Origin of the sequence: Sulfurimonas sp. ST-25 (assembly GCF_048079205.1) — a bacterium.
In the GTDB taxonomy this organism is placed as follows: Bacteria; Campylobacterota; Campylobacteria; order Campylobacterales; family Sulfurimonadaceae; genus Thiomicrolovo; species Thiomicrolovo sulfuroxydans.
The window spans coordinates 1705292-1730881 of the sequence record NZ_CP182225.1; the positions used below are offsets into that span (position 1 = coordinate 1705292).

At 58.0% G+C, this 25590-nt stretch carries 22 protein-coding genes and 3 tRNA genes; 11 read left to right on the forward strand and 14 right to left on the reverse strand.

The features are described from left to right. Complete coding sequence (gene grpE / locus ACM66T_RS08815) at positions 1–558, reverse strand: nucleotide exchange factor GrpE (RefSeq protein WP_231018526.1); 558 nt, start codon at positions 556–558, stop codon at positions 1–3. Positions 559–772: 214 nt separating this feature from the next. On the opposite strand from grpE, the gene ACM66T_RS08820 reads away from it, so the two are divergent. The 5 genes from ACM66T_RS08820 (at position 773) to ACM66T_RS08840 (ending at position 8105) form a co-directional block, all read left to right on the forward strand. After that, positions 773–1162 carry a hypothetical protein gene (locus tag ACM66T_RS08820; RefSeq protein ID WP_231018527.1) on the forward strand — a complete coding sequence of 130 codons (390 nt, stop codon included), beginning with the start codon at positions 773–775 and terminating at the stop codon, positions 1160–1162. Positions 1163–1230: 68 nt separating this feature from the next. Beyond that, the gene (locus tag ACM66T_RS08825) at positions 1231–3204 is read left to right on the forward strand and encodes a hypothetical protein (RefSeq protein WP_231018528.1); all 1974 of its coding nucleotides are present in this window, start codon (positions 1231–1233) and stop codon (positions 3202–3204) included. 110 nt (positions 3205–3314) lie between these two features. Beyond that, on the forward strand, positions 3315–5657 hold the full coding sequence (locus ACM66T_RS08830) for a putative bifunctional diguanylate cyclase/phosphodiesterase (protein ID WP_231018529.1): 2343 nt from the start codon (positions 3315–3317) through the stop codon (positions 5655–5657). 135 nt (positions 5658–5792) lie between these two features. Next, positions 5793–7349, forward strand: a complete 1557-nt coding sequence (locus tag ACM66T_RS08835) for a SagB/ThcOx family dehydrogenase (protein ID WP_231018530.1) — start codon at positions 5793–5795, stop codon at positions 7347–7349. 33 nt (positions 7350–7382) lie between these two features. After that, positions 7383–8105: a DUF4230 domain-containing protein gene (locus tag ACM66T_RS08840; RefSeq protein WP_231018531.1), complete on the forward strand. Its 723-nt coding sequence runs from the start codon at positions 7383–7385 to the stop codon at positions 8103–8105. A gap of 3 nt (positions 8106–8108) precedes the next feature. On the opposite strand, the gene ACM66T_RS08845 is transcribed toward ACM66T_RS08840, so the two are convergent. The 4 genes from ACM66T_RS08845 to ACM66T_RS08860 all read right to left on the reverse strand — a co-directional run bounded on the left by ACM66T_RS08845 (position 8109) and on the right by ACM66T_RS08860 (position 12293). Then, complete coding sequence (locus ACM66T_RS08845) at positions 8109–8681, reverse strand: ComF family protein (protein ID WP_231018532.1); 573 nt, start codon at positions 8679–8681, stop codon at positions 8109–8111. Positions 8682–8691: 10 nt separating this feature from the next. After that, positions 8692–10488: a translation elongation factor 4 gene (gene lepA, locus ACM66T_RS08850; protein ID WP_231018533.1), complete on the reverse strand. Its 1797-nt coding sequence runs from the start codon at positions 10486–10488 to the stop codon at positions 8692–8694. A 111-nt stretch (positions 10489–10599) separates the two neighbouring features. Further along, a complete protein-coding gene (locus ACM66T_RS08855) occupies positions 10600–11526 on the reverse strand; it encodes a ribose-phosphate pyrophosphokinase (RefSeq protein WP_231018534.1) in 927 nt (308 codons plus the stop codon). A gap of 98 nt (positions 11527–11624) precedes the next feature. Further along, a complete protein-coding gene (locus ACM66T_RS08860) occupies positions 11625–12293 on the reverse strand; it encodes a HesA/MoeB/ThiF family protein (RefSeq protein ID WP_231018535.1) in 669 nt (222 codons plus the stop codon). 155 nt (positions 12294–12448) lie between these two features. On the opposite strand from ACM66T_RS08860, the gene ACM66T_RS08865 reads away from it, so the two are divergent. Together ACM66T_RS08865 and ACM66T_RS08870 are read left to right on the forward strand one after the other, a co-directional pair. Continuing rightward, a complete protein-coding gene (locus ACM66T_RS08865) occupies positions 12449–12940 on the forward strand; it encodes a hypothetical protein (protein WP_231018536.1) in 492 nt (163 codons plus the stop codon). 5 nt (positions 12941–12945) lie between these two features. Beyond that, positions 12946–13350, forward strand: coding sequence for a secondary thiamine-phosphate synthase enzyme YjbQ (locus tag ACM66T_RS08870; protein WP_231018537.1), 405 nt, complete (start codon positions 12946–12948; stop codon positions 13348–13350). 668 nt (positions 13351–14018) lie between these two features. On the opposite strand, the gene ACM66T_RS08875 is transcribed toward ACM66T_RS08870, so the two are convergent. The 9 genes from ACM66T_RS08875 to ileS all read right to left on the reverse strand — a co-directional run bounded on the left by ACM66T_RS08875 (position 14019) and on the right by ileS (position 23720). Beyond that, a complete protein-coding gene (locus tag ACM66T_RS08875; RefSeq protein WP_231018538.1) occupies positions 14019–14522 on the reverse strand; it encodes a protein disulfide oxidoreductase in 504 nt (167 codons plus the stop codon). After that, the gene (locus ACM66T_RS08880; RefSeq protein ID WP_231018539.1) at positions 14515–15309 is read right to left on the reverse strand and encodes a carbon-nitrogen hydrolase family protein; all 795 of its coding nucleotides are present in this window, start codon (positions 15307–15309) and stop codon (positions 14515–14517) included. Before ACM66T_RS08880 ends, ACM66T_RS08875 begins: the two co-directional genes overlap by 8 nt. After that, positions 15306–15506 carry an exodeoxyribonuclease VII small subunit gene (gene xseB / locus ACM66T_RS08885; protein WP_231018540.1) on the reverse strand — a complete coding sequence of 67 codons (201 nt, stop codon included), beginning with the start codon at positions 15504–15506 and terminating at the stop codon, positions 15306–15308. The genes ACM66T_RS08880 and xseB overlap by 4 nt, the downstream gene beginning before the upstream one ends. Positions 15507–15539: 33 nt before the next feature. Continuing rightward, positions 15540–16655, reverse strand: a complete 1116-nt coding sequence (metX, locus tag ACM66T_RS08890) for a homoserine O-acetyltransferase MetX (RefSeq protein ID WP_231021232.1) — start codon at positions 16653–16655, stop codon at positions 15540–15542. After that, entirely contained in the window at positions 16652–17923 is a 1272-nt protein-coding gene (locus ACM66T_RS08895) for an O-acetylhomoserine aminocarboxypropyltransferase/cysteine synthase family protein (protein ID WP_416768370.1), read from the reverse strand. The genes metX and ACM66T_RS08895 overlap by 4 nt, the downstream gene beginning before the upstream one ends. 122 nt (positions 17924–18045) lie before the next feature. Beyond that, positions 18046–19491, reverse strand: a complete 1446-nt coding sequence (gene guaB, locus ACM66T_RS08900; protein ID WP_231018542.1) for an IMP dehydrogenase — start codon at positions 19489–19491, stop codon at positions 18046–18048. Between the two features lie 11 nt (positions 19492–19502). Further along, positions 19503–20843 carry an Asp-tRNA(Asn)/Glu-tRNA(Gln) amidotransferase subunit GatA gene (gatA, locus tag ACM66T_RS08905; protein ID WP_416768372.1) on the reverse strand — a complete coding sequence of 447 codons (1341 nt, stop codon included), beginning with the start codon at positions 20841–20843 and terminating at the stop codon, positions 19503–19505. Next, positions 20840–20965, reverse strand: a complete 126-nt coding sequence (locus tag ACM66T_RS08910; protein WP_416768374.1) for a hypothetical protein — start codon at positions 20963–20965, stop codon at positions 20840–20842. The genes gatA and ACM66T_RS08910 overlap by 4 nt, the downstream gene beginning before the upstream one ends. Continuing rightward, on the reverse strand, positions 20958–23720 hold the full coding sequence (gene ileS / locus ACM66T_RS08915; RefSeq protein ID WP_416768375.1) for an isoleucine--tRNA ligase: 2763 nt from the start codon (positions 23718–23720) through the stop codon (positions 20958–20960). The genes ACM66T_RS08910 and ileS overlap by 8 nt, the downstream gene beginning before the upstream one ends. A gap of 157 nt (positions 23721–23877) precedes the next feature. Here ileS and ACM66T_RS08920 point away from each other — a divergent pair, with 157 nt between their 5' ends. From ACM66T_RS08920 to ACM66T_RS08935, 4 genes are all read left to right on the forward strand, one after another. After that, a complete protein-coding gene (locus tag ACM66T_RS08920) occupies positions 23878–24972 on the forward strand; it encodes a CinA family protein (RefSeq protein WP_416768376.1) in 1095 nt (364 codons plus the stop codon). A 60-nt stretch (positions 24973–25032) separates the two neighbouring features. Continuing rightward, positions 25033–25108, forward strand: a tRNA-Lys gene (locus ACM66T_RS08925). An 83-nt stretch (positions 25109–25191) separates the two neighbouring features. Then, positions 25192–25268 (forward strand) — tRNA-Asp (locus tag ACM66T_RS08930). Between the two features lie 10 nt (positions 25269–25278). Further along, positions 25279–25354, forward strand: a tRNA-Val gene (locus ACM66T_RS08935). Positions 25355–25590 lie beyond the last annotated feature (236 nt).

Here is a 25590-nt window from a genome sequence, read left to right on the forward strand (position 1 = left end):
TTAGTTTGCAATAACGACCATTGCGTCGCGCAATGTACGCTCTTTATATTTGTACCCTTTTTGGAAGGTACTGACGATCTCGCCGCTCTCGTGCTCCGGGCTGTCCACCTGCTGTACCGCGTGGTGCACGTTCGGATCGAACGGTTCCTCTTCGCCTACCGCCGTAATGCCATGTTTCTCCAGGGCGCTGAGGAACTGCTTCATCGTCAGTTCGACACCCTCTTTCACCTTGGCCAGAAGCTCGGCGGCTTCCATCCCCTCGCCGTCAGCGGCCTTGACGGCCATCTCCAGCGAGTCGACGACCGGGATCAGGTCCTTCGCGAACTTCTCCTGGGCGTATTCAAGTGCCTGGTACTTTTCGCGCTCCAGACGCTTTTTAATGTTGTCAAAGTCCGCGTGGACCCTTGTATACTTATCTTTGAGCAGATCCAGTTCCATTTGGACACGTTCAAGGTCGGAACCGACCTCTTCCGCCTCTTCTGAAACCATCTCCTCAATCATTTCTTCATCATTGGGCAAAGTTTCTTCATTATTAGGCTTGTTTTCTTCCTGAGACATAGCGACTGTCAGACTCCTTTCGAATTGAAATCTGACCAAATTATACTACATGAGTCTATCTATGTCAAGTACTGATTGTAACACTTTGTTCAATATAGTTTAGTCAAATAGACTAAAGTATATTTCTCCCCCCAGTTTGTGCCCTTCAGAGCCCTGTGGCAGGGGAGATGGTACAATTCCGTAAAAAGAAATCCCGCATTCAAAGGCCGTTTACATGAGTATTTTTGCTTTGCAATCGCCGGCGGGAGGTTTTCTGGATGAGGATCTGAAACACTTCAACAAGGAGTTCGACGATTGGTGCGTCCAGTTTGAGAGCTACGAGGATGCGGAGCTCATTGCCCAGACGTTTGACCGCCGAGCAAGCGTCGACATCGTCGAGATCACGCCGCTGAGCTACCCGAAGTATTTCTTTCACAATCTCCAGGGGACCATCCATGCGACGCGGCAGGTCGGCGACACGATCGTCTGTATCGTCGAACCGTTTATGGGCTCGAACTACCGTCTGGCCATTTGCGACCTGAAAACGAAAACCGTCCGGCTGAACCCTACACGCTACAAAAGCGCATTAAGTGTCGAGGGCGCTTTCTCCACCTACACCGAATAGCCGACCGTCGACTGGCAAATGTGTGCAGCGCTATAATAGCTTTAGACCTTTGGATGAAAAGAACCGACATGAAACGCATCACCCTGACGCTCATCGCCCTGCTTTCGCTTGTCGCCATCGTGCTCACCCTCCCCTTCACCCCGCCCGGCAACCGGATCATTGCCGGTATCGTGCAGCAAAAACTCAATGAAACCCTGCCTCTCTCCGCTGATGTTGAAACATTCGACCTCGGTTTCCGCCGTTTCAGCGTCGTCATCCTACTGGAGAGCGCCGGCCGTATCAAGGCGGAAGGAGAATATTCGCTCTTCGACCGGTCACTCTCCGCCCGCTACCGCGCCGACGTGGAGGACCTTGCGTCGCTGAGCGGGCAGAAGATGCAGGGGAGCCTGCAGACCGAAGGAACGGTCAAAGGCAGCCTGCCGCTGCTTGAGATTGACGGGCACACCGATGCCGCCGGGAGTGACACCGCTTACCACCTGACCCTGGCTGATTTCAACCCGGGGGCCCTCACCGCCACGATCCGCCATGCCCGGCTGGAGCAGCTGCTGGCCCTCGCCGGCCAGGCGCCGCTGGCCTCCGGGAGCATCGATGCGGAGATCCTCCTGCACTCCATCGACCCCGCTGCCCTCGACGGGACGGTCGATGCCGTCCTGGCGCAGGGGACACTTGACCGTGCGCTGATCAGCAGCACCTACGGCCTCAACGTGCCCGATGCGGCCCTGAACGCTTCACTGCAGGCACGGCTGCAAACAGACACCGTCACCTACGATGTTAAAACCGACTCCGCCTTGGGGCACCTCACCTCCGACGGGACGCTGACCCCGCAAAACGGAGGAATGGATATCCGCTACGCTTTTTCGATCAAAGAACTCGCACTTTTGCAGGGGTTGACGGGACAGACACTGCACGGGGCCGTCTCGCTTGCGGGACAGCTCAAAGGCGACCGGGAGCATCTCGACGCCACGGCTTCGGGGGAGCTCGCCGGGGGCAAAGGCGCTCTTACAGCCGTCCTCAAAGCCTACGCTCCCGTTTCCGCCGACGTCACCGCCCAGCACCTCCGGCTGGCACGACTGCTGAGCATGCTCGGTTATCCCCGTGTTGCCGATGCCGACGTCTCCGGGCATGCGGTGCTGCCAAGCCTGGACCCGGAGGCGCTCAAAGGAACGATCGACATTAATATGGCAAAAGGGAGCGCGGATACCGATGCCCTCTCCAAACTGCTGGGGCGCCCCTTCCCCGCAAGTACTTTCATGCTCAAAACCCAAAGCCGCCTCAACGGGGAGAACGTCGCTACGGCAGCAGATTTCGTCTCCGACCTCTTCACCCTGCGCTCCGATACGCTGCAGTACAACGTCAAACAAAGCCGCATGACGGCGGCGTACACGGCAGAGATCCCCGACCTGAGCAAGCTCTCCTCCCTGGCCGAACGCCCGCTGCGCGGAAGCGCAAAGATCTCGGGCGATCTCACCTACGACGATGCCCTGATGCTGCATGCGAACAGCAGCCTCTTGAAAGGGGCGATCGCCGCGACCCTGAAGGGAGAGGCGCTTCATGCGGATTTCAAACAGATCAGTACGATAGCGGCGCTGCACATGCTCGTCCAGCCCGAAACCTTCGATGCCCGCTTCGACGGAACCCTCGACTACCGGCTTGACAATAAACAGGGCGAGCTCAAAGGCAAGCTTACTGAGGGGGCCTTCTCCCGCAACAACGTCTTCGATCTGCTGCGCCAATACACCAGTGTCGACCTCTACAAAGAGCGCTTCGACGGTACGACCCTCGCCCGCCTCGACGATACAATGATCGATGCGGATCTGCAGCTGCGTTCCGACCGTGCCGCCCTGCAGACCAAGCATGCGAAGATCGATACCGCAAAAGAGACCGTCCGGGCCGATATCAAACTCGAAGCCGCCGGTGCCGTTATCCCTTTCCGGCTCAGGGGGAAAATGTCCCGCCCCGGCGTCACCGTCGACGCGGGGAAACTCATCGAACAGGAGGCCGGCAAACAGGTTCAGCAACTATTTGATTCTCTTTTCAAGTAAACCGCTCTTTTTTCCCTGCTATGGGGACTTTTATGCTATGATAGGGACTCTTAACATCCAATCACAGAATAAAAAGCTGTGAGGAAAGTTTCTCTGGGGAATAAGCAACAATGCGCCAATTCGACTTTGACAAACTGAAGTACCTCTACAGTACCGTTCCGGTCATTCTTATCATCCACTTTTTCAGCGTCCTTCTTTTCAGTGTCTTCATGTGGCACTACGTCGACAACATTGCCCTGGCAGTCTGGATAAGCGTCTCGGTCATCGTCCTGCTCTTCCGCTTTTACCATTACCTGCTCTACAGCAACAGCTCCGAAGAGGAGCTCAGGCCTCAAAGCACCCTCTGGCTGCACCGCTACTACACCTACGTGCTTATCGGCGGAGGACTTTGGGGCAGCACCGCCGTGCTGCTCTTCCCCCCGCACGAGATCCTCTACCAGATGGTCGTCGTCTTGTTCATTCTCGGCCTGACCGCCACTGCGCTCGGTATCATCTCCGCCTCCTGGGAGCTGGTCGTCGCCTATGCCCTGCTCTCCTTCGCACCCATTATCGTCCGCCTGGCGTGGATGGAAGACCCGCTCTACCAGACGATCGCCTACATCGTCAGTGCCCTGGGTATCCTGCTGATTTTCAGTGCCAAACATTTCGGGTCGGTTATCGACAATGCCATCTACAGCAAATTCGCGCTGTCCCAGGCCATGTCGGCCCTCGAAAATACGCAGGGGCGACTTATCTCCCTCCTCGACAACGCCCCCGTCGGGATCTTTTATTATGACAGCAGTCTGCATATCACCGACCTTAACAACCAGCTGCTCAAAATCTTTCAACTGGCAGAGCGCGACCCCCTGATCGGGTACGATCTCGGCACCCTCATGGACAAACGCATCCTGCCGGCATTGAATCAGGCACTGGAGGACGGGCAGGGACACTACGAAGGTCCCTTCTACTCGACCTTCTCGGAAAATTCCCTCTATATCGAGCTCTCCACCGTCCCCGTCATCGATAAAAAACGGCTGCACCAGGGCGCCATCTGTTTTGTCAAGGACCTGACGCTGGAGAAAGAGGCCCAGGAGTTGATCAAGCAGAACAGCTTCTACGACCCGCTGACCAAACTGCCCAACCGCAGTCTCGTCACCGACCGGATCAAGCTCTCCGTCGAACAGAGCAGACGCCACCTCTTTCACTGCGCCGTGCTCTTTATTGACCTTGACCATTTCAAACATATCAACGATGATTACGGCCACTATATCGGCGATCAGGTACTCTACCAGGTCAGTCAGCGTCTGCTCAAACAGCTTCGATCCGAAGACACCGTCGCACGGGTCGGGGGAGACGAGTTCCTGATTCTCCTCAATACCCTCTCGGATGACTATACCGAAGCGGCCCAGGAGGCGATGGAGATCGCCTTGGGGCTGATTGACGCGATCAACGGGATCTTTGGCATCGACGGGGAGTCTATTTCGCTGTCTGCGAGCATCGGTATCAATGTCTTCCGCGGCGAAGAGGGGATGCTCCCTGACGCCATTATCAAACGTTCCGATATCGCCATGTTCCAGGCCAAACGGACCGGACGCCAGCATGCCGAGCTCTACCATGAATCTTTTGAAACTTCCCAGCAAGAACTCTTTCAAATGGAAAAAGAGCTTCGCAGAGCACTTGACGAGAAAGAGTTCGAACTCTACTACCAGCCGAAGGTGGCCATCGACAGTGACAAGATCGCCCAGGTCGAGGCACTTATCCGCTGGAATCACCCCGACAAGGGACTGATAATGCCGGAGGCGTTCATCCCCTACGCCGAGGAGAGCGGACTCATCGTGAAAATCGGCGAATGGGTGCTGGAGGAGAGCATCAAGCAGATCAAGCAGTGGCAGCAGACGGGCGCGGCCAACGCCATCGAACGCGTCTCCGTCAATGTCAGCTCCCACCAGTTCAACCAGCCCGATTTCGTTGACTACCTTCGGGCCCTGGTCACCAGTTACGAAATCGCCCCCGGGATGATCGAACTCGAACTGACCGAAAGCGCCATGCTCGACAACTCCCGTGGCGCCATCGACAAGGTTAAAGCGCTTGAGGCCTTCGGCGTGCGCGTCGCGCTGGACGATTTCGGTACGGGCTACTCCTCGCTCTCCTACCTCAAGCACCTCCCCGTCAGCGTGATCAAGATCGACCGCTCCTTCATCACCGACCTGAAGCACAACGAGAATTCCCTGATGATCGTCAAGACCATCATCGCCATTGCCAAAAGCATGGACCTGACCGTCGTCGCCGAAGGGGTCGAAACGGATGAGGAGCTGAGCATGCTTAAAGAACTTGGCTGCGACTACTACCAGGGCTTCCTGTGCGAAAAGGCCCTGCCGGTCAAAAAACTTGAAGCGCTGATCAGCACCAAGATCACTACCCGGCAGTCCATCGAAGAGAATCTCCTGCCCGAACAATCGGCAAGCATAGAGTAATACAGCGCCTCCGGCCGTCATCCGCATTGCACCCGGATGAACGGAATATGCATCCAGTCGGTGACAGCGCTTAATTATTTTCGCAGCACACCGTATTCAAGCACCCCTTCAAAAGAGTTTAGGAACAATCACCGCATGCATACCCTTGAAACCGTTTTCGAATACCATGACCAGACCAAGCACCATCCCAACCGCTATGCGGCGTCGTTGGGCTATATGGACTGGGCGACGCAGCCCGACCCCTACCGCCGCTTCGACGGGGCTCGGGGGGTCGTTCTCCCCTTGCCCTCCCCGGGTCCCGAACCAACCTACGCCGCCCTTTTTGAGGCACGCCCCTCCGAACCGCTCACGCTGGATACCCTCTCCGTTCTGCTGCGTTACAGCCTGGGACTTGCGGCCGTCAAATGCATCGGCAGCGACTGCTGGGCGCTGCGCTGCAACGCCTCCAGCGGCAACCTCCACCCCACCGAAGGCTACGTCATCCTCCCCCCGGTTGAAGGTGTCAGCACCCAAAGCGTCGTTGCGCACTACGCGCCGCTAACCCACAGCCTGGAGCTCCTGCACGCCTTCGATACGGACTTCTGGTCTGCACTCCCGAAGGGCTCTTTGCTGATGGGCTTCACCTCCATCGTATGGCGCGAGGCGTGGAAGTACGGCGAGCGCGCCTTCCGCTACACCCAGCTCGACGCCGGCCACGCCCTGCGCGCCGCCCAGATCTCCGCGCGTCTTAACGGCTGGCACGCCCGCCTCTTTGACGCTTTCGAGGCCGATACCCTTGACACGCTGCTGGGGCTGGATCAGCCGGCCCGCTTCCAGCCGAACGAGGAAGAGATCGCCGATGCTCTGTTGCTCATGACGCCTGAAAAAGACGTCGCAACGCCCGACCTTATCCCCCTTCTCGCCCAGTGCCGCACTGCGTATGCGGGGACGGCAAACCGTCTCAGCCCCTCCCAGCACCCCTGGGAGGCGATCACTCTCGTTGAGCGGGCCACGGCCGCCGCGGTGAACCTCCCGGTCGACATGGCACCAGCGCCTTTCAGCAGCAACTGCGGTACCGCTGCCGAAGAGGTCATCCTCACCCGCCGCAGTGCCCGCGCGATGGATTTCGGCCGTACCCATATCGGCTTCGAATCGTTCACCCGGCTGATGCAGGCGGCGCGGAACGCTGTTGAAGGTTTCACGCCTGCGGCCTCCCTGCTCCTTTTCGTCCATGACGTCGAGACCCTGGAGCCGGGTCTTTACCTCTACCTCCTGAACGACGGCTACCTGGAATCCTTCAAAACACGCACGCGCAGTGACTTTCTCTTCCGGCCGGCCGGGGAGCATCTCTATCTGCTTGAAGCGGGCGACTTCCGCGCCCAGGCCAAGTTCATCTCCTGCAGCCAGGAGATCGCATCTGATGGCGCCTTCTCGCTTGGCATGCTCTGCGAATTTTCGCCCCAGCTTGAGCGCTATGGGCCGGGGCGCTACAAGAGCCTCTACTGGGAGTGCGGCGCCATCGGCCAGCAACTCTACCTCGAAGCGACGTCGCAGGGGCTCAGCGCCACGGGCATCGGCTGCTTCCTCGACGATGTCATGCACCGGCTGCTGGGGTTGGAGGGGAACGATTTTCAGAGCCTCTACCACCTGGCCATAGGCTACGCCATTCCCGACCTCCGCCTGCAGACAAAACTCCCCTACAGCAGACGATAGCGCGCTATTATCCCGGCTGAGCTACAATAGAGCATGGATAATGTCATTATGTTTTTCAGCGGCCTCCTCCTCGCCGGAGGGATCGCCGTTTTGCTCTGGTACCTGAAGCGCACCAAAAAAGAGGGGCCTGCCAACGTCACGCTCTATTCGACCATAGAGAAAATGGAATCCCTGGGCAACCTCAACGTCTACAAGGTTGTCACCAAGGAGATCGTCACGGCCTCCGACCATATCTTCGGGAATTTCGGTGAGAAGTACCTGCGCTGGCTCATCTCCAAGAAAAAACTGGCGATGATCTTCACCTTCGACATCGATTTCAGCTACAACCTCAAAGACAGCCGCTTCGGCATCGAGGAGCTCGGGGAGGGGCAGTACCTTTTCAAAATGCCCGAGTGCCGCTATTCGCTCAGTATCAAAGACATCAGTTTCTACGACGAACAGAACGGCAAACTTCTGCCGTGGCTGCTGCCCGATCTCATTGCCGGCGTCTTCAGTGACGGCTTTGATGAAAACGACCGTAACGCCCTGATCAAGGAGGCGAAAAAGCAGGTCTCCGCCATCGCCAACGGCATGATGATCGAGCTGCTTCCCGACGTGCAGAAATCCGCCCGTACGACACTGGAGCAGATCGCCTTCGCCCTCAACGCCGCATCGATCCAGTTCGATTTCTCCGAATCCCCGACGATCGAAAACACTGTCGACTACCTTCCGGGGAACCGGACCGAAGCCCAGCTTCCCCCCGCTACAGAGGCGTAACCTTCAGCGTTCCGCGTCGGCCAGCGTCAGGCAGAAAAGCACCTCTTTCCCCTCCCGCTCCAGCGCCTCCACCGCCTGGGTCAGCGTCAGGCCCGTTGTCAGGATATCGTCGACAAGGATCACTTTCTTTTCCGGAAAAGGCTTCACTGCAAATGCCCGCGGGTGCGTCAGGCGGTACTGGAAGTCCTGCCCGGAATAGCGGTGCCCTGATCGGTCGCGCAGCACGGTGTGCCTCGGTGTCAATGCTGCGGTTTTCATCGCCCTGGCCAGGATCGCCGTATGCGAATAGCCGTGCCGCACATGGTCATCCACGGCGATAACGGCCACGGCATCGTCCAACCCCAATGTCTTTGCATACGGTGTGAAGGAAGCTGATGCCATGATCGTGTAAAGGTGGTGTCCGATATCCGTATGCTTCGTCAGCAGCAGCGGCTCGATCTCGTCGTATCTGTAAAAGGAGTGTACGGGGAGTTTCCCGAGGATCTTTCGGGTGTGAAGGGATGGGGTGAGATGTTCATCGCGGCAGGCCCTGCAAATGCGGCTCAGTGACCACGATTCGCAGAGTAGACAACGCAAAGTCCGCCGCCTAGTCCATTTTAAGGACGGACATGAAGGCCTCCTGCGGCAACTGAACCTTGCCGATCGCCTTCATCCGTTTTTTACCGGCTTTCTGTTTCTCGAGCAGCTTGCGTTTACGGGTAATATCCCCGCCGTAACACTTCGCCGTGACGTTCTTGCCCATCGACTTGACCGTCTCGCGGGCAATGACTTTGTTGCCGACGGAGGCCTGTACCGCCACCTCGAAAAGCTGGCGGGGGATGAGCTCTTTCATGCTCTTGACCAGGGCACGACCGCGCTGTTCCGCCTGTTCGCGCGGGACGATGACCGAGAGGGCGTCGACGACATCACCGGCGACGCGAACGTCGAGCTTGACGAGGTCGCCCTCCCTGAAGTCGGTCGGTTCATAATCGAAGCTCGCGTACCCTTTGGAGATGGACTTGAGCTTGTCGTAGAAGTCGACGACGATCTCGTTCATCGGTACGGAGTACTCCAGCAGGACGCGTTCCTCGTTAAGGTAATCCATCTTCTCCTGGAGGCCGCGCTTGGCGACAAGCAGGTTCATGATGTTGCCGAGGTACTCCGTCGGCGTGATGACCGTCGCCTTGACGTAGGGCTCCTCGATACGCTCGATGTGGTTCACCGGCGGCAGCTCTGAGGGGTTGTGCACTTCTTGTGTCGAGCCGTCCGTCAGATAGACGTCGTAGACAACCGACGGCGCCGTCGCGATCAGGTCCAGGTCGAATTCGCGTTCCAGGCGCTCCTTGATGACCTCCATGTGCAGCATGCCTAGGAAACCGACACGGAAACCAAAGCCCAGCGCGATGGACGTTTCCGGCTCATAGCTGAGCGAAGAGTCGTTGAGGCGCAGTTTATCGAGCGCATCGCGCAGGTCTTCGAACTTGTCCGTATCGATGGGGTAGAGCCCCGCGAAGACGAAGGGCTTGGCCGGTTCGTAATCGCCGACAGGTTCTGCCGTCGGGTTTTTCGCATCGGTGATCGTATCGCCGACGTTAAGGGTCCCGACATCTTTGAGGCCAAGCACGACAATGCCGATCTCACCGCTGCCGATGGAGTCGGTCTTCATCTTTTTGAGCGGGTGCGGGTACATGAGGTCGAGAACCTCGTGCTGCTCGTTGTTGCTCATCAGCTTGACGATCTGCTTTTTGCGGATGCTGCCGTCAAAGACGCGCACCAGTGCCAGCGCACCAAGATAGGGGTCGAACCAGCTGTCGTAGATGATCGCCTTCGTCGGCGCTACCGGATCACCCACCGGGGCGGGAATGCGATCGACGATGGCATCGACGAGCTCACGGATCCCCACGCCCGTTTTGGCGGAGACCATCAGGGCGTCCGTGGCGTCAATGCCGATGCTCGATTCGATCTCCTCGGCAACGCGCTCCGGCTCGGCAGCGGGCAGATCGATCTTGTTGATGACCGGGAGGAGTTCGAGGTTATTGTCCAGGGCCAGATAGACGTTGGCGATGGTCTGCGCCTCGACCCCCTGCGCCGCATCGACGATCAGCAGCGCACCGTCGGAGGAGGCGAGCGATTTGCTCACTTCGTAGCTGAAGTCGACATGGCCCGGGGTGTCAATGAGGTTGAGGACGTAGTGCTCCCCGTCTTTGACATAATCAAGCCGGACGCTCTGCGCCTTGATGGTGATACCGCGCTCCTGCTCGATGTCCATCGTATCCATCATCTGTGACTTGAGTTCGCGCTCCGTGACGGAACCGCACTCCTGGATGATCCGGTCGGCCAGGGTGCTTTTACCGTGGTCGATGTGGGCGATGATGGAGAAGTTGCGAATATGTTTGAGATCCATAGATTCCTCATGATTGCACTGCGAAATTGTCAGTGCGGTTTAGCTGTGCGGGGCCCGCTGCCGAAGCGAACTCAGCGTTAGCGTCGTATCAGGGGTTTGACGCCTGCTACGTTATGCAAAAAGCGAGTTGACGCTCTCGTTGTGGTAAACGCGACGGATGACCTCGCCGAAGAGCGGCGCGACTGTCAGCACCTTGATCTTCGGGTGCGGTTTGGAATCGAGGGAGTTGGTGACGATCAGTTCGTCCAGTTCGCCCTTGTCGATATTTTCATAGGCTTTGCCGCTCAAGACCGCGTGCGTCGCACACGCCATGACGGAAGTTGCGCCCTTGGCTTTGAGTGCTGCCGCCGCCTTGACCATCGTCCCGGCCGTATCGACCATGTCGTCGATCATGATAACGTCTTTACCGTCGACGTCGCCGATGATGTTCATGACCTCGGCCACGTTCGCTTTTTCGCGGCGCTTGTCGACGATGACCATCTCGAGCCCCAGTTTCTCCGCGAAGTAACGGGCACGGGCAACGCCGCCGATATCCGGGCTCGCGATGATCGGGTTGGGAAGCTTCTTGCTCTCGATATGCTGCTGGAAGATGATGGAACCGTAGAGGTTGTCGACGGGGATGTCGAAGAAGCCCTGGATCTGACCGGCGTGCAGGTCGATGGTGACAAGGCGGTCAATGCCCGCCGTCTGGTAGAGGTTGGCGACCAGCTTCGCGCTGATCGGAACACGCGGCGCCGCTTTACGGTCCTGGCGCGCATAGCCGAAATAGGGGATGACGGCGGTAATGGAGCTTGCGGAGGAGCGGCGCAGAGCGTCGGTCATGATGAGCAGTTCCATCAGGTTGTCGTTGGACGGGGCTCCCGTTGACTGGATGATGAAGACATCACGTCCGCGGACGCTCTCCGCAACCTGGACGGAGATCTCCCCGTCACTGAAACGTTTAATGTCCGCTTTCGCCAGGGGAACGTCGAGGTAGCTGCAGACCTCTTTCGCAAACTCTTCGCTGGCACTTCCCGCAAAAATCTTGTAACCGCGCATCGCAATTCTCCAAAGGTAATTATCGTTGCCGTTTCATACGGCAAATTGAGTATGAAATTATAGCGTGCGCGGCTTAGCAGGGAGTAAAACAGCCGCCGTTATACCGGCAGACCGAATTTCTGTGTCACGAGTTCGCCCTCGTCGTTGAAAAAGAGGTAGTAGAGGAAGTCTTTTTTGACCGGCTGTCCCGCCAGGTAGCGCAGGGCAAGGTTCGCCTGCAGCGAGGCGATATGCATGACAATCGGCGCGGCGATCCCCGCCGGTTCTTTGAGCGTGATCTTGAAAACGTCGTTGAAAGAGGAGCGGTCGAAAAAACAGACCTGTCCGTGGAATGCCTCCACCGAACCGTAAACCCACGGCGTGTTTTTGATCTTGGCGTATTCGTTGATCTGCCCCCGCGTCGGCAGGTTGTCCGTCGCGTCGAGGATAAGATCGACATCGATCCCTTTTTTGGCGAAGCCGTTGAAATCGCACTCGTGCGCATACGCCTTCGTAAAGGGGCAGCGCGCTTCGACGATCCCCGCATTGACGACGGCCTTATTCTTACCCTCGTCCCCCGTCTTGAAAGCGATCTGGCGGTGAATGTTGTGCACGCTCACCTCATCGAAATCCACAATGTGTATCTCCCCTATTCCCGTTGCTCCCAGGGCGAAGGCAAGGGAGCTTCCCAGTCCCCCGCTCCCGATGATGGCGATCCGCTTCGCCTGCAGCGACTGCTGGACCTCTTCACCCCAGAGTTTGATCTGACGATGGAAATACTGCATCATGATCCGCACCTCCTCAAATAGCTAATCGCACTGTAACATTAAAAAGTTTAATAACTTTTTGATAAATCCACCCGGACCCTCCCATTTTAGGCAATCCGAACGGCCAAAATGTGTAAAAACCGCTATAATAAGCCCACAAAACCGCAGGAGGAAGCGTGCTCGCCTTTATCGACAAGACCATCATCCCCTTTGTGACCCGAAGCAACGACCAGCCGCTGCTGCTGCGTGAGCTGCTCGAGATCAACAAGAACCACGACGACGGCCTCAAACTCGAAGGGAAGATCCCGGGGCTGAAACTGCGGATCGGCCGAACGATTCTCGTCTTCCTCATCCTCTGGAACCTCATCCTCCTGCCGCTGAGCCTCCTCTTTCACAAAGAACTCGAGAAGATCGACTGCCACCTGCTCATCATCCTCGCCATCCTCTTTACGGGGATGTTCTTCGGCACCTACATGATGTTCAAAGAGTGGCTCGTCGACCGGATGGCGACCCAGCGCATCAAAGAGGCGTGGCAGAATCACTTCCCCCACTTCGCCTACGAGAAGCACCACGTCGAGGTAACCTCCCTTTATCGTGAAGCCATCGATAAAGATGTCCCGAACAAAGAGCTCTACCTCTTCATGATGAACAGGCTCGCGGCGGAGTAAACGGCTTGTTCCAAACCACGGTCACCCTGCCCCCCTACCCACGGGGATTTCACCTCATCACCAACGCCGTTGACAATGCCGTCGCGGCATCCGGCGCCACAACCGGGCTCGCCCACCTTTTTCTCAAACACACCAGCGCCTCGCTCTGCATCAATGAAAACGCCGACCCCTCCGTCCGCCGTGACATGGAGCGCTTCTTCAGCGATGTCGCCGACGCCAAGCCCTACTACGTCCACACGTACGAAGGCGACGACGACATGCCGGCGCATATCAAAAGCGTCATGCTCGGCACCTCGCTCACTATCCCCGTCACCAACGGCCGCCTGAACCTCGGCACCTGGCAGGGGATCTACCTCGGCGAACACCGCGACCACGGCGGCAGCCGGAAGATCGTCATCACTGTCTACTGACGCTGTACATTTTTGCGCCTATACGATCCGTTGCTTCATTCTTTTCTTTTTCATAAGAAAAGAAACAAAAGAAAATCGTCGTTGCGCGAATCGCACGCTGCTCCCGGCTTGAGGGTATATCTATAACCCCTGTGCAGTTTCAGCGAAGCAGAGAAAGACATAATCAAGGCGACGTTTTGAAGGCCTGGCCATATCCAAGTCGAGAAGCGGCAACGCTGAGTATGGCTTTTCTCTGTTTCGCCCTAAGGGAGGATTTGGAAACGCAACTTTCCCTCCGTTTTCCGCTCGACTTGGCTACACCAGGCCTTCACAAAAAACAAAGACAACCTCACGCTTCCAAAACCCTCTGAAATCTGCACAGGGGTTATAGATATACCCTTATACCTCCAGGGCGGCTTTCACGGCACGCTTAACGACAGGTTGCCTATTGATTATATGCGCTTCGGGAACCGAAGCTAATCAAAAAACAAAGAGCTTCGACACGTCGAAGCGCATGAATTAAATGGACTCTTGGCCTTGAGCGCGATCCTTATAAGCCATCCCGGAGGCACAAAGCCGGGAGGGATGAGCGATTCGCGAAAGGCCGATTTTTGCGCTACTTTTTCTAAAAAAGTGGCAGAAGAGTGTTATCAAAATTGTAGATTGAAGAGCTGCCCGCTATCGTCTATTTAGAAAATCTCGGCAAGCCAGAGACGCAGCTTCAACCCCCACGTCGTCGTATACCCGCTCTCGGCCCAGAAGACTTTGCCATCTTTGTCGACAATGATCGTTGTCGGGAAGACGCCGATCTTGAACGCCTCCGCAATGGCGCCGTTCTGGTCGTTGATGACGGGAAAAGAGAGGCCGTTTGCTTTCATGTACTCGCCGATCTTCTCCAGCCCTCCCGATTTGACGGCGACGGTAATGACCTTTTCGTCCTTGACGAGGGCGTCGATGTTGCCCGCTTCCGCATGGCAGACGGGGCACCAAGTCGCCCAGAAGTGCAGGATGTAGGGTTTGTCCGGTTTGACACTGCTGTCATACGCCAGCCCGTAGAGTTTGGAGACCTCCACCTTCGGCAGGGCGGCACCCTCGAATGAGGGGGCGCGCAGGTAGCCGATGACGGTGGCACCGACTGCCGTCAGCAGTGCAAGAACAATGAACTCTTTGAGCCACTTCTTCCATTTAGTCACGCCGCTTCTCCACCGCCTCTTTGAACTTCCATCCCCGGCGCGACTCCATCACCTGCGCATGGTCGATCTCGACGACCATCAGCTCCTCCGTGTCCCCCAGCGTGCTTTCGATCTCCCCGTCTGGGTTGGCCAGGAGCGAGTCGCCGTAAAAGCGCCAGAGGTGCCCGTCGTCTTTCACGTCGCCAATACGGTTCGCCCGCAGCACGAAGCAGTTGTGCGTAAAAGCGCGCATCTTGATCAGCTCACGCCACCGCTGCTGCGACTCGAAAGTCGAGGCCGTCGGCAGCAGGATGCAGTCGATCCGCTTCTCCCAGATGCTCTGCCACAGCGCGTCGAAGTGCAGCTCGTAACCGCCGAGGATACCAAAGCGGACGTTGTCGACGCGGAAAGTGAGCGGTTCATGCAGCGTTTCGACCGGGTTGGCAAAGAAGGCGGCCTCGTTCCAGTGGGGATAGTCGATCAGCACCTGCTGCTGGTAGTAGGCTGTCGAACGGGGAGAGACTTTGACGATGCTCTTAAAGGGGGTGCCCCCTTTGACCGTCACCAGGGGGGCGACGAAGGTCATGTCGTAGGTGGCGGCGAGGTCACGCAGAATGCCCAGCTGGTGATCACAGAGTTCGCGCAGCATCGACACGGGGGTCTGCTGCAGCTCTTTGAAAAAGGAGTTCAGGAGGTACTCGCCCATCAGCAAAACGCGGACACCGCGCTTGTGGGCGATCCGGACGTAGTGGTACAGCTTCGTCGTGCTCATGCCGACCGAGGGAAGCTGCAGCACGCCCAGCGTCACGACTCCGTCTCCTCCCCGCTGCGGATCTGTTCGATCTTTTTGCGCGCCTCTTCGAGGATCCGCTGCGCCTCTTTGAGCGCCTTGGTCCCCGACTCGTAGGCCTTGACGCTCTCCTCGAGCGTCATCTCGGGGTTCATCAGCTTCTCGAGGATCTGTTTCGCCTCTTCCAGGCGCCCTTCAAAATCGTTCGCTTCCACTCTCACTCCTTCGCTGCGTGCAGCATGGGTACGCTAGATACCGTGTTCCAGCGCCTCGCGCACGTACTCTTTGAATTTCTCCAGTTCGACCAGGAAGGCGTCATGCCCGTAATCGCTCTTGACTTCCAGGTAATCGACCGGCGTCGTCTTCTCCTTCGCCAGAATGTCCGCCATCACCCGCATCTCTTCGGGAATGAAGAGCATGTCGTTCTCGAAACTGACCAGGTAGAGGCGGCTTCTGATGCGCAAAAGCGCCTCTTCGAGGGTATCAAACCCCCGGGAGAGGTCGTAGATGTTGATCGCCTTCGTAATATAGAGGTAGCTCAGCGGATCGAACCACTTGGTGAAGTTGTAGCCGTTGTACTCGAGATAAGACTCCACCTGGAACTTCCCGAAGAGCTCGTAAAGGCCGTCGGTACGTTTGTATTCGCGCCCGAATTTCCGCTCCATGCTGTGGGGCGAGAGGAAACTGATGTGTCCCGCCATCCGGCCGACCGCCATTCCTGTCAAGCCGTTTTCTTTAATATCCGCGGGGTCGTAATAGCCGCTTTTGAAATCGGGATCTTTCAGGATCGCCTCCTGGGCGATCTTGTTAAAGGCAATCGTCCAGGGCTGGGTCGCATGGGTACAGGCCATGGCGACGATACGGTCGGCGAAGTTGGGGTAGTGCACCGCGAACTGCAGTGCCTGCATACCGCCCATGGAGCCGCCGACAATGGCGTGAACGCGGTGGATCCCCAGCTTGTCAAAGAGGATGCGCTGCGCCTTAACCATATCTTTGACCGTGATGACGGGGAACTTGTAGCGATAGGGCTCATCGCTCGGAAGCATCGGCGACATCGGGCCGGTCGAACCGAAACAGCTGCCGATGACGTTGGAACAGATAACGAAGAAACGGTCCGTGTCGATCGCCTTGCCCGGCCCGATCAGGCCGTCCCACCAGCCCGGTTTGTTATCCCCTTCATAAAGGCCTGCGGCATGGTGTGACCCCGTCAGGGCGTGCGTGACGACAACGACGTTGTCCTTCGTCTCGCTGAGGTGCCCGTAGGTTTCATAGACAATATCATACGGTTCGAGGATACGCCCGCTCTCCAGATAGAGCGGATTGGTAATATGCTCGGTATGGGTCTGAAGGTTTAACGGGTTTATGATGCCGCCTCGAGTGCCTGTTTGATGTCGGCGATAAGATCCTCCGCGTTTTCAAGACCTGCACTGATGCGGATCAGTCCCGCCGGAACGCCGCAGGCGTCCATCTCCTCGGCACTGAGCTGCTGGTGCGTCGTCGAGGCCGGGTGGGTGATGATGGACTTCGAGTCGCCGATGTTGACGACGAGCGAATAGAGCTGCGTTGCATCAACGACCTGCTTGGCCGTTTCCAGGTCGGCGACTTCGAAACTGAGCAGGCCGCTGCTCATGCCGCCGTCAAAATATCGGCTCGCATTCGCGTAATTCTTGTTGGAAGAGAGTCCCGGGTAGTTGACGCGTTTGACCTTGGGGTGCGTCTCCAGGAACTTGGCGAGCATCAGGGCGTTGTGCGAATGCTCTTTCATCCTTATTTGCAGCGTCTCGAGCCCCTGGATAAAGAGCCAGGAGTTAAACGGCGATCCGACGGCGCCGATGTCGCGCAGGAGGCTGAGACGCCCGCGCAGGGTATAGGTCGGCAGCGGCACGTCGACGTAGACCAGGCCGTGGTAGCTCGCATCGGGTTCGTTGAACTGCGGATAACGCGCGTTGCCCCGGAGTTTCTCTACGAGGTTGCTGCGTTCGACCATGATCCCGCCGATGGCGAGTCCCTGTCCCGTCGTATACTTGCTGGCACTGTGCACAACAACGTCGATGCCGTGCTCGATCGGCCGGCAGAGCGCCGGGGTCGCGACGGTGTTATCGACGATACTGAGCACGCCGTACTTGTCCGCGAGTGCGGCAAGTTCATCGATGTTTGGAACGTCGATGCTCGGGTTCGTCAGCGTCTCGAAAAAGAGCGCTTTCGTCTTGTCGTCAATGAGCTTCTCCGCTTCAGCGGGGTTGTGCACGTCAAAAAAACGCGCTTCGATGCCGAAACGTTTCATGGTGTGGGCCGTCAGGGTGAGGGAGCCGCCGTAAAGCTGCGCGGCGCAGACGATGTTGTCGCCCGCCTCCGCCGCATTGACAAGGGCGTAGAAGATAGCGGACATGCCGCTCGAGGTCGCCAGTGCCGCCGCACCCCCTTCGAGGCTGGCGAAACGCTTCTCGAACACATCCGTCGTCGGATTGTTCAGGCGGGTATAGATATTGCCGAGCTCTTTGAGCGCGAACAGATTCGCCGCATGCTCCGCGTCGCGGAACTCATATGCCGTCGTCTGGTAGATGGGCACGGCCATCGTTCCCTGCATATCCTTCGTATAGCCTTCATGGAGCGCTTTGGTCTGAAAATGCATGTGTACTTCCCCTCTTTACAGCGCGAGGAGCGGGGCCCCTCCGCTTTTTCCGCCGATAGCGGCGGTCTGTTGTAGCGCAGCGGCGTGAAGCAATACGCTTACGCTATCCGTTAGTATACCGATCAGATATGATAATTCGGTGCTTCCGCCGTAATCTGGACGTCATGGACGTGGGACTCTTTGAGCCCCGCGCTCGTAATCTCGACGAACTCCGCGTTCTGCCAGAAAGCTTCGATGCTCTCGGAACCGCAGTAGCCCATGGAGGAGCGAAGGCCCCCCATCATCTGGTGGACGATGCCCGCGATCGGTCCACGGTACGGTACGCGCCCCTCGATCCCTTCCGGTACGAGCTTGTCCGCCGCCGTCCCTTCCTGGAAGTAACGGTCCGTACTCCCCTTGGTCATCGCCCCGATGGAGCCCATACCGCGGTAGGACTTGTACTGGCGCCCCTGGTAGTTGATCAGGTCGCCCGGAGACTCTTTGGTCCCCGCCAGCAGTGAACCGGCCATGATACAGCTCGCACCGACGGCAAGCGCCTTGGCGATATCGCCGGAGTACTTGATCCCGCCGTCGGCGACAATCGGCACGCCGACGCGGCGGCCCGCTTCGGCACACTCGTCGATCGCGGAGATCTGCGGCACACCGACACCGGCAACGATACGCGTCGTACAGATCGATCCCGGTCCGATACCGACTTTGACGGCGTCCGCACCCGCTTCGGCCAACGCTTCAACCGCCTCGGCCGTCGCGACGTTCCCCGCGATGATGTCAATATTCATCTGCGCCTTGATCGCCTTGACGGTGTCGATGATCCCCTTGGAGTGGCCATGGGCGGAGTCGAGGACGAGCACGTCGACACCCGCGTCGACGAGTGCCTGCGCACGGTCAAGCTGTCCGACGCCGATCGCCGCACCGACGCGCAGACGGCCGAACCCGTCTTTGAGCGCGGAGGGGTACTCGATACGCTTCTTGATGTCTTTGATCGTGATCAGCCCCTGGAGGTGTCCCTCATCGTCGATGATCGGCAGCTTCTCGATCTTGTTTTTGTGCATGATCTGCTCCGCTTCGTCAAGGGAGATATCCTTGTTCGCAACAATCAGCGGCATCTTCGTCATAACGGCGTCGGCGCGTTTGCTCAGGTCCTTTTCAAAGCGCATATCGCGGTTGGTCAGGATCCCCAGCAGTTTGTTGTAGAGGTCGACGACCGGTACGCCGGAGATGCGGTACTCCTGCATCAGCGCCTCGGCATCGGCCAGGGTTGCGTCCGGGTAGACGTAGATCGGGTCGATGATGATCCCCGATTCGCTCTTTTTAACCTTCTTGACCTGTTTGACCTGGCTTTCGATATCCATGTTCTTGTGGATGATACCGATGCCGCCCAGGCGCGCCATGGCGATCGCCGCACGGTACTCGGTCACGGTATCCATCGCCGCGGAGACCATCGGGATGTTCATCGTGATGTTCTTAGTCAGTTTTGTCTCAAGGCTGACCTCTCTGGGCAGTACTTCGGAATAACGCGGGACCAGCAGGACGTCTTCGAACGTCAATGCACGTTTACGGATTTTCATGGGACTCCTTCTTAAAGGTTTACGGCCTGCTCAAGGCTGAGCGCACCGTCGAAAAGTGTTTGTTCATCAAAGGCTTTGGCAATGAGCTGAAGCCCGACCGGCATACCGTTTTCCGCCGTGTCGACCGGCAGGGAGATCGCCGGCAGTCCGGCTAGGTTGACCGAGATCGTGTAGATATCGCTCAGGTACATCTGCAGCGGGTCGGAGAGGGCTCCGAACTCGTACGCAGTGTCCGGCGCGACGGGGCTCAGGATCAGGTCGACCTCTTCGAAGAGCTTCTCATACTCCTCTTTGATCAGGTGGCGTACTTTCTGCGCCTTGACGTAGTAGGCGTCGTAATAGCCGCTGGAGAGCACGAAGTTCCCCAGCAGGATACGGCGCTTCACCTCTTCGCCGAACCCTTCGGAGCGGCTCTTGATGAAGAGGTCCGAGAGGTTCTCGCCCTCTTCCCGGCTGCCGTAACGGATGCCGTCGTAGCGGGCGAGGTTCGTCGAGGCTTCCGCCGTCGCGGTGATGTAGTAGGCGGAGATGTCGTACTTGGCGTCCATCATCGACTTCTCGACGACGGTATGACCTGCGGCTTTCAGCGCCTCGACCGCTTTGTCGTACCCCTGCTTGACCGCGTCGGATGCTCCCTCCAGGTAGGAAGGGAGGATCGCGACGGTCAGTTTGCGCGACGGGTCAAGCTTGTCCGCGACGCTCTCATAGGCGACGTCCGCGCTGGAGGAGTCTTTCGGATCGTAGCCGCTGATGATATCGTAGAGGATCGCCGCGTCTTCAACGTTCTGCGTCATCGGGCCGATCTGGTCGAGCGAGCTGGCGTAGGCGCCGAGGCCGTAGCGGCTGACACGGCCGTAGGTCGGTTTCATCCCGACGATGCCGCAGAACGCCGCCGGCTGGCGGATGGAGCCGCCGGTGTCGGAACCCAGTGCCGCAACGGCAAGGCCCGCCGCGACCGCCGCCGCGGAACCGCCGGAGCTGCCGCCCGGGACGCAGCCGCGGTTGCGCGGGTTGAGCGTTTTGCCGTAGTAGCTGCTCTCGGTCGTGGAGCCCATCGCGAACTCGTCCATATTGGTACGGCCGAACGGCGAAAGGCCCGCCGAGAGCAGTTTTTCGACGACAGTCGCGTTGTAAGGCGCGACGTAGCCCTGCAGGATTTTCGAGCCGGACGTCACGCTCCACGTCTTGACCTGGATGTTATCCTTGATCGCAATGGGAACGCCGCTGCCGGCACTCTCCAGACCCACGTAGGCCCCCAGTTCGCTGTCGCCTTCGATCTTCGACTTCAGTTCGGCGCGGAGGCTCTCCAGCGCTTCCGGCGAAAGTTTCAAAGCTTCCTTAAGCGTCATCAATGTTCATCCTTTGCTTTTTTTGCCCGGCGCACGGCCAGGATACCGATCGCAATCACGGCGAAGATCACCAGGACCGTCTCTGCGATGAAGCCCATCGGTACGGGGGCTGCCAGATCAGGCACCGGTCACCTCCGCGCAGCGGGCACAGAGTGTCTCTTCTTCGTGGGCGTGGAATTTCCAGCAGCGCGGACACTTCTGCAGCGCTGCCGCCGCGATCACGTAGCGCTCGCCGTCCACCTCGAATTCGCCCAGCGTCTCGCCCGCCGTTTCCAGCGGCAGTACGCCGGAGACGACGAACCAGTCCTCCGCTTCGATCTGCGGCAGCGCCTTGACGATCGCCGCGTCCGTATGCAGGGCTAGTTCCAGCGTACTCTTGATCTTCTTCTCTTTTTTGAGGGCGTCGACGATCTCGTACATCCCCTCTCTGACTTTCACCAGCGCACATTCGTTGAAGGTGCTTGTCGGGACGTCGATCGACGCGTATTCAAGGTCGAAGATGCTCGCGGCGTCGCCTTTGATCACCGCCGGAGCCGTCTCGACGATCTCGTCTGCCGTATAGGTGAGAATCGGCGCGACGAGCAGCAGCATCGAGCGGGTGATCATCGCCATCGCGCTTTGGCTGGCGCGGCGGTGCGGATCGTTCTTCGCATCGCAGTAGAGGCGGTCTTTCGTGATATCGAGGTAGATGCCGCTCAGCTCGTTGACAATGAAGTTGTTCAGCGTGCTCATCCCGCCGACGAAGTTGTAACGCTTGAACTGCGCGTGGACATTGTCGAAGACGTGGGAGGCCTTGGAGACGATCCACTGGTCCAGTACCCCCATCTCACCGAACGTGACGATCGTTTCCAGGTCGTTGATGTTCGCCAGGAGGAAACGGAACGTATTGCGCAGCTTGCGGTACTGCTCCGCCGTCTGCTTCAGGATATCATCGCTGATCTTCTGGTCGTTCTGGTAATCGGCCAGCGCCACCCAGAGGCGCAGAATCTCCGAACCGTACTGCTTGAGCACCTTGTCCGGGGCGACGACGTTGCCCTTGGACTTTGACATCTTCTCACCCTTGCCGTCCATCGTAAAGCCGTGCGTGATCAGCGCTTTGTACGGCGCGCGGTGTTCGACGGCCGCGCTGAGGAAGAGCGAACTCTGGAACCAGCCGCGGTGCTGGTCGCTCCCCTCCAGATAGACATCCGCCGGGTAGCTGCCCGCGTCGTAGTTGCGGGATTTAAGCACCGCGTTCCACGTCGAGCCGCTGTCGAACCAGACGTCAAGGATGTCGTCGACTTTCTCCAGCTCGTCGGCCGTGTGTGCGCAGCCCGGGTAGAGCAGCTGTTCGATCGGCATGCTGTACCATGCATCGGTCCCGTGCATCTCGAAGACCATCGCGGTAAAGTTGAGGACCTTCTCGTCCAGGACGACCTCGCCCGTCGTTTTGACGCGGAAGAAGGCGATCGGCACGCCCCAATCGCGCTGGCGGGAGATACACCAGTCCGGGCGGTTCTCGACCATCGCCTTGATGCGGTTGCGGCCCCACTCCGGGTAGAACGTCGTCGCTTCGACCTCCTCCTGGGCGATCTCGCGCAGGGTCTTGCTCTGGCCTTCGGGTTTCTCGTCAACGGCGATGAACCACTGCTTTGTCGCACGGAAGATCAGCGGCGTATGCGAACGCCAGCAGTGCGGGTAGGAGTGGTTGAACTTGCTGACCTTGAGCAGGCTGTCGCCCAGCAGCTCGATGATCGGCTCGTTCGCTTTGAAAATATGCATCCCGACGAAGCTTTCTGCATCCGGGATAAGGCGTTCGCGCACGACGCTCTGGTCGTAGCAGCCCGTCTCGTCGACGGGCATGATAACGTCGAGGTTGTACTTGAGCCCGACGCGGTAGTCGTCCTCACCGTGGCCCGGCGCCGTGTGGACGCAGCCCGTACCGTTATCCATCAAAACATGCTCGCCGAGCACGATCTGCGAGCGGCGCCCGTTGAGCGGGTTCACCGCGTGCAGGTTCTCGAACTGCGTCGCGTCGAAGGTCTGGACGACCTCGCCTTTGATGATCTCCTGCTCTTTGAGCGCGCCGTAGAGCTTCTGGGCGACAATGTAGCCGTCGGCGCTGCGGACATACTTCTCGTCGGGGTTCAGGGAGATCCCCGTATTGGCCGGCAGGGTCCACGGGGTCGTCGTCCAGATGACCGGCGCGGCGTTGCCCTCGATCCCCAGGCGGACCTTGGACTCCTCGCTCAGCTCGAAGGCGACGAAGATAGAGTAGTCCTCTTTGTCTTCGTACTCCACCTCCGCCTCGGCCAGCGCCGTGCGTTCCGCCCAGCTCCAATAGACCGGTTTGCTGCGCTCGACGAGCAGCCCCTTCTTCGCCACGTCGCAAAGGGTGCGGTAGATGTTCGCTTCGAACTTGTAGTCCATCGTCAGGTAGGGATTATCCCAATCCGCAATGATGCCGAGCTGTTTGAACTCGTCGCGCTGGATGCCGACGAAGCTCTGGGCGTGCTCGCGGCAGAGCTTGCGCACTTCGGCCGTGGAGAGCGCCTCTTTCTTCTGCTTGCCGCCGAGCTTTTTCTCGACCTGCTGCTCGATCGGCAGACCGTGGCAGTCCCAGCCCGGGGTAAAGCGGACGCTGCTGCCGTTGAAGTAGTGCTGCTTGACGATAATGTCTTTGAGGATCTTGTTGAGCGCATGGCCGATGTGCGTATGGCCGTTGGCATAAGGCGGGCCGTCATGCAGGGTGAAAGACGGGGCCCCCTCGCGTTTTTGTTTCATCGTCTCGTACACACCCGATTCGAACCATTTGGCATAGCGTTTGGGTTCGTTCTGGACCAGGTTGCCGCGCATGGCGAAGTCCGTCGTGGGCAGGAGCAGTGTCGCTTTGTAATCCATCATTTTCCTTCAAGAAGGGCGAATATTCTCAATCTAAAAAATTGGTGCATTATAGCTTCAAACCCATTAAAAAAAGCTGTTTATTCCTGCCCCGGGGCCGAACGTGGCGCAATCTTCGCTTCACCGGCAACGGAGCGTTTTGCGCTATACTCACGGTATGAAGTACTCCCTTTTTCTTATCGGCGACGGCCTGATCGAAAACCAGCCGATGTGCCGCTATATCGACCGCCATTTCGCGCGTTTCGGCATCACCCCGGAAAGGCGCTTTCTGTTCAGGGAGCCCCAGCGCTTTTTTCCGGAACGCGCCGGCGACACGGAAAGGGCAGAGACCTGTTTTATCCTTTGCGATCCCTTCCTGGCCCCCCTCGTCGCCAGGGAGATCGCCACGCTGACGGGCGACACCCTTATCATACGCGATGAGTGCCTCGTTCCTTCCCGCTCCAGCAATATGGCTCCGACCTATTACCATCTCAACGACGGCACCCTGCATCTGCACGTCATGCAGGTCGAAAGCGGCGGCGAGCTCCCTAGCCCCGAGTTGACGCTCCCCCCGTCTGAGAGCGCCGTCGTTCACCTTTTCGAGAGCGACGAGACGGCGTTAATGCCCGTGCTGAAACAGATCGCGGAGAGCTACCGGGTCGATTACGCCCTTACCGCGCCCATCCCCGGCTGGCTGCAGTGCCGCCTGGAAGCGGAGCGTTTCGGGGATGTCGACGGTGCCCTCCAGCATCTTCTGACCCGCTTCCCGAGTGCCGTCGCGTCGGACAATATCGCCCTCTGGCTCATCGAAGTCCTGCAGGATGCGGGCAAGACGGTCACGTTCGCAGAGAGCTGCACCGGCGGCCTGCTCAGTTACTACCTTACCAAAGAGAGCGGCGCTTCCGGGGTCTTCGAAGGCGGGCTCATCACCTACTCGAACCGCCTCAAATCCGAATGGATCGCCGTGGAAAACGCGACCCTCGAAGCCCACGGCGCCGTCAGCCGCGAAGTCGTCGAGGCGATGAGTGCCGGTGCGCTGGAAGTATCCGGCGCCGATTACGCCATCGCCGTCAGCGGCGTCGCGGGGCCGACGGGGGGCACGCCGCAAAAACCTGTCGGGACGGTGCAGGTCGCCGTGCGCAGCAACGAGGCAGTGACTACGGCACGTCTGCAGCTCTGCGGCGACCGCAACTATATACAGGAACAGACCGTCCTGTATGCGGTCAAAATGCTGATGCTCCTGGATAAAAAAACTTTTTTCAAAATTTATTGAGTTTTTCTTGACTTTATCAGGCATATTTCCCTATAATTTCGGCCTTGCATTTGTGAGCATGTCTCGTTAGCTCAGCTGGTAGAGCACGTCACTTTTAATGATGTGGCCGTTGGTTCGAATCCAACACGGGACACCATCTATTTTGCAAAATGAGATTGATCCACCATTAATCTTTTTTTAAAGATTAAGCGGTAAAATTTCGCCCTACTTATTACGGATGCGGTGGTAGTTCAGCTGGTTAGAATACCTGCCTGTCACGCAGGGGGTCGCGGGTTCGAGTCCCGTCCACCGCGCCACATTTTGGTTGGGAGCTTAGCTCAGTTGGTAGAGCGCTACCCTTACAAGGTAGATGCCACTGGTTCGAGTCCAGTAGTTCCCACCATTTCCCGAAATACTTTCTTTGTATCACAAAAAACCAACTTTATCGACACCGAAACTCAAAGTGGCCAGCGCCACAAACAGCATATACCCGCACATCGAAAGATCACACTGCCAAAACCACTGTAACATATAAAAATATATAATAATAAAATACACTATAACACCCTATTTACCGTACAAAACCCTTAAGCCACTGCTAATTTTTGTTATGCCATTCTGTGTTATCAACACAAAGGA